Genomic DNA, 4,277 nt, shown 5'->3' with positions numbered 1-4,277 from the left:
ACAGGGTGTGGGGGTGGGTGTTGCCGAGGACCTGCTCGTACTGGGTGAGGGTGGTCTTGTACAGGGGGATGGCCCGTCCCAGCCCCCGGCTGCCTTGTAGGCGCTGGCGAGGTTGTTGCGGCTGTTCAGGGTGTCGGGGTGGCTGTCGCCCAGCACCTGCTCGTACTGGGTGAGGGTGGTCTTGTACAGGGGGATGGCCCGTTCCAGGTCCCCCGCCGTGTAGTAGGCGCTGGCGAGGTTGTTGCGGCTGGTCAGGGTGTGGGGGTGGGTGTCGCCCAAGGCCTGCTCGTACTGGGTGAGGGTGGTCTCGTACAGGGGGATGGCCCGTCCCAGGTCCCCCGCCGACTCGTAGGCGCCGGCGAGGTTGTTGCGGCTGGTCAGGGTGTCGGGGTGGGTGTCGCCCAGGACCTGCTCGCGCTGGGTGAGGGTGGTCTTGTACAGGGGGATGGCCCGTCCCAGGTCCCCCGCCGACTCGTATGCGCCGGCGAGGTTGTTACGGCTTGACAGGGTGTGGGGGTGGGTGTTGCCGAGGACCTGCTCGCGCTGGGTGAGGGTGGCTGTGCGCAAGGCGATGGTGTGGGCATCGCGTCCCTGCCGGTACAGGTACTGCGCCGCCGTCTCGTATGCGTCAGCGGTCTGGGTTGATGGCGGCCAGTGTGGCGGCGTTGTGGCGACGAGGGCCAACAGGTGCGGTAGGAGACCATCCCATGGCGTGTCATCGGTGTTGTGGTGGAGGAGGGCCTGCTGGGCCAGGTGCTCTGCTTCTTGGCGGCCTGGGGGGTAGGTGTCGGGTTCGGTGGGAGGGGTGCGTAGGACGGTTTGGACCAGGCGGTGGATGCTGACGCTTTGCCGGTCGGCGGAGAACGAGATCATGTTGTAGGCATGGAGCGCGCCCAGCGCCTCGCCCAGGTCGACGGGGTCCGGGGCCAGTGGGGTGAGGAGGTGGCGGGGGATGTCGTCCGGAGCCAGCCAAGCGAGCGTGTGCAGCACGGTGACGGCCAGCGGGTTTCGGGTGTGGATGGCGGTCAGGGTGTGCTGCCAGATGCGGGCGATCGTGCGTTGCGGGTCGATGCCTTCCGGGGCGGTGTCCAGGACTCGGCCGAGCAGGGCGGGGTACTCACCGAGGTCGGTACCGGTTTCATACAGGTAGGCGCCGGCTTGTTCCAACGCCAGGGGGAGGTAGCCGAGTTCGGCGGCGAGTTTCCGCGCCTGCCAGCGTTGCTGCGGTGTGGGCGGGTGCTGCTCGCCGAGGGCGAGGGTGCACAGGAGGTCGGCTGAGGTGTCGGCGTCGAGCAGGCCCAGGGGCATGGTGGGGGCGATGGTGTGCCAGCCGGCGCTTTTGCGGCTGGTGGCCAGGTGGTGCCCGTCCGGGAGGGTACCGAGGTAGTGACGCAGGTCGGTGGGACGTTCGACGTTGTCGAAGACCAGCAGCCAGCCGGGATGCCACTGCAGCCACAAGATCGCCCACGCCGCCCGTTCCGGCACCCCCGCAGTGACGGCCCATTGCGGACACAGCCGCGTGGCCAGACTCGCCAGGCCGGTGACGATCTGCTCGGTGGTCTCAGCGGTGATCCACCACACCAGGGTGTAGTCGCGGCGGTAGGTGTGGGCGTAGTGCAGAGCGAGAGTCGTCTTGCCGATCCCGCCCAGTCCATGGATCGCCCGAGTCCGCGTCATTTGGGTGACCGCGGCTTCCCCCGCATCGGTCAGGAGGGCACGCAGTGCGGTGAGTTCGTGCCCCCGGCCAACAAACACCCCTGACGCCGAACCCGGCAGGTTCCCCGCCCCCGGTGGTGCCTGCACCTCCTGCGCCCAGCGCACCGCTTCGGCCGGCAAGGTCACCACCTGAGCAACGTCACCGGTGATGGCCACGCCGACGTTGCCGCCCGCAGCGACTGATCTCGGCCCCGCGGCGTGTACAGCAGCTGATTCCTCACTCACGGCTGAATCCTGCCGCTGTCACCAGCGAGGACGGTATCGCAGGCCGCCAACTGCCCACCCACAGCGCTCATCCGATCCCCCGACCCGTGCGGCTCCGAAGAGACCAGCGTAGGAACTCCGACCTCTCCCCGAGGCCCTAACGCCCGAACACCCGAGGAGGTTCGACGTCGCCAACGCTCCATGAGAGGCAGGATGCGCACCTGCGACACCCGCTTTAGGAGTTCGATCCGGGCCCGGCGTGGCCGGGACTAGCCTCGCGCTCTGGGGCCGTACATGGTCGCTGGTTGTCGCCGCCGTCCGTGCTCGTTGATGTCAACGTTGGATGTCAGCGGAACAGCCCCGGGACCGGGCAGACCTCCAATAGTTCGTCCGGCCGGTCTGCCCAGCTCCACCAGATATGTCGATCGGCACACCGCCACAGCGACCGGCAGGTCCGCCGGCCATCGTCCTCCCGTTTGACGAGGACAAGGCCGCCGGACTTCATGGGCTGGCTGCACTCAGGACAGGTCGGGGCCTTGGGTGTCTGAGGGGGGTTGGTGGTCGGGATCGGTTGCTGGGGTTGCTGTATCTGGTTGCTGTACAGCTGCTGCAGCTCTACGGGCAGCGGCGAGTTTGTTGCGGCTTCTCAGGGTGTCGGGGTGGGGGTCACCCAGGACCTCCTCGCGCTGGGGTCCACTGCGATGGAGAGGAACTGTGTCTCCTCCAAGGTGAGATCTGCGACTGTCATGGGCAGCTGGTCGACCACGCACTTGGGGCTCAGCTCGGCATGCGCGAGACCGACTGCAAGGCTTACGAGGAGCCAGTGGTCGGCTGTCTCATAATGGGGAAGGGGCACGCTGCAGATCTCGGTCTCGTCGCTCCTGCGTGGCAGGCCGACCAGTGCATGCAGGGCTGGGGTAGCACGCCCTTTGGCGATCTTCTTGATCTCCCGCCGCTCAGCCGCCCCGGCCGATCTCGACGAACGCAAGAAGTCCCGGTTCGAAGCGATGTTCCCACTGCTTGGCGAAGCCCAGCCGCTCGTACCACGCGACGACCGCCGCAGCGTCCTCGATGCGAAGAGTGGGAACGGCTTCCTCGTTAATGGCGCCGTCGTCGCAGACCGCCCAGGGCCAACGTTGCCGCCGCGCGCTAGATGGCATCCGATATGAGCTGGCTGCGGATCATCCCTCTGGAGTTTGCCTCAGTTCCTCCCGCAACTGGAGGGCTCTCTCCAAGTCTTGAGCGAAGGCGTTGGGTCGCTGCTCGGCTAGGGCCTTGCGGATCTCGACGGCGCGGGTGACGGCGGCCAGGGCCTCCTCCCGCCGCCCCAGGCCCGCAAGGTGGACGGATTGGTTGTTCAGGGACATGGCGAGGTCAGGTAGGAAGGCGTCGGGTCGCTGCTCGGCTAGGGCCTTGCGGATCTCGACGGCGCGGGTGACGGCGGCCAGGGCCTCCTCCCGCTGCCCCAGATCCGCAAGGTGGACGGATTGGTTGTTCAGGGACATGGCGAGGTTGGGCAGGAAGGCGTCGGGTCGCTGCTCGGCCAGGATCTGGTAGGTCTCGACGGCGCGGGTGATGGCAGTCAGGGCCTCCTCCCGCCGCCCCAGGCCCGCAAGGTGGCCGGAATGGTTGTTCAGCGAGATGGCGAGCTTGGGCAGGAAGGCGTCGGGTCGCTGCTCGGCCAGGATCTGGTAGGTCTCGACGGCGCGGGTGACGGCGGCCAGGGCCTCCTCCCGCTGCCCCAGATCCGCAAGGCGGTTGGATTGGTTGTTCAGCGAGCCGGCGAGGTCGGGTAGGAAGGCGTCGGGTTGCTGCTCGGCCAGGGCTTCGCGGATCTCGACGGCGCGGGTGGCGGCGGTCAGGGCTTCCTCCCGCTGCCCCAAATCCGCAAGGCGGTTGGATTGGTTGTTCAGCGAGCCGGCGAGGTCGGGTAGGAAGGCGTCGGGTCGCTGTTCGGCCAGGGCCTTGCGGATCTCGACGGCGCGGGTGATGGCGGCCAGGGCCTCCTCCCGCCGCCCCAGGCCCGCAAGGTGGACGGACCGGTTGTTCAGCGAACTGGCGAGGTCGGGGAGGAAGGCGTCGGGTCGCTGTTCGGCCAGGATCTGGTAGGTCTCGACGGCGCGGGTGGCGGCGGTCAGGGCTTCCTCCCGCCGTCCCAGATCCGCAAGGCGGTTGGATTGGTTGTTCAGCGAGCCGGCGAGGTCGGGTAGGAAGGCGTCGGGTCGCTGTTCGGCCAGGATCTGGTGAGTCTCGACGGCGCGGGTGGCGGCGGTCAGGGCTTCCTCCCGCCGCCCCAGGCCCGCAAGGTGGACGGACCGGTTGTTCAGCGAGGTGGAGAGGTCGGGTAGGAAGGCGTC

2 protein-coding genes and 1 pseudogene are annotated in these 4,277 nt (G+C 68.2%); all 3 read right to left on the bottom strand.

From position 1 onward, the window contains the following. Window positions 1-1,677, bottom strand: a 1,677-nt coding sequence (locus AOK23_RS03835) for a tetratricopeptide repeat protein (RefSeq protein WP_055711330.1), incomplete at its 3' end; no start/stop codon positions are given. Window positions 1,678-2,882: 1,205 nt separating this feature from the next. Further along, window positions 2,883-3,023 (bottom strand): annotated as a pseudogene (locus tag AOK23_RS03825) (VOC family protein); the annotation flags it as partial. Window positions 3,024-3,101: 78 nt separating this feature from the next. Then, the coding region (locus AOK23_RS03820; RefSeq protein ID WP_157877932.1) for a tetratricopeptide repeat protein at window positions 3,102-4,277 on the bottom strand (1,176 nt) is incomplete at its 5' end.

The organism is Streptomyces torulosus, assembly GCF_001419765.1.
GTDB lineage: Bacteria > Actinomycetota > Actinomycetes > Streptomycetales > Streptomycetaceae > Streptomyces > Streptomyces torulosus.
Note: the sequence above shows the minus strand (reverse complement) of the source record. Positions and strands in the feature narration are given on the sequence as shown.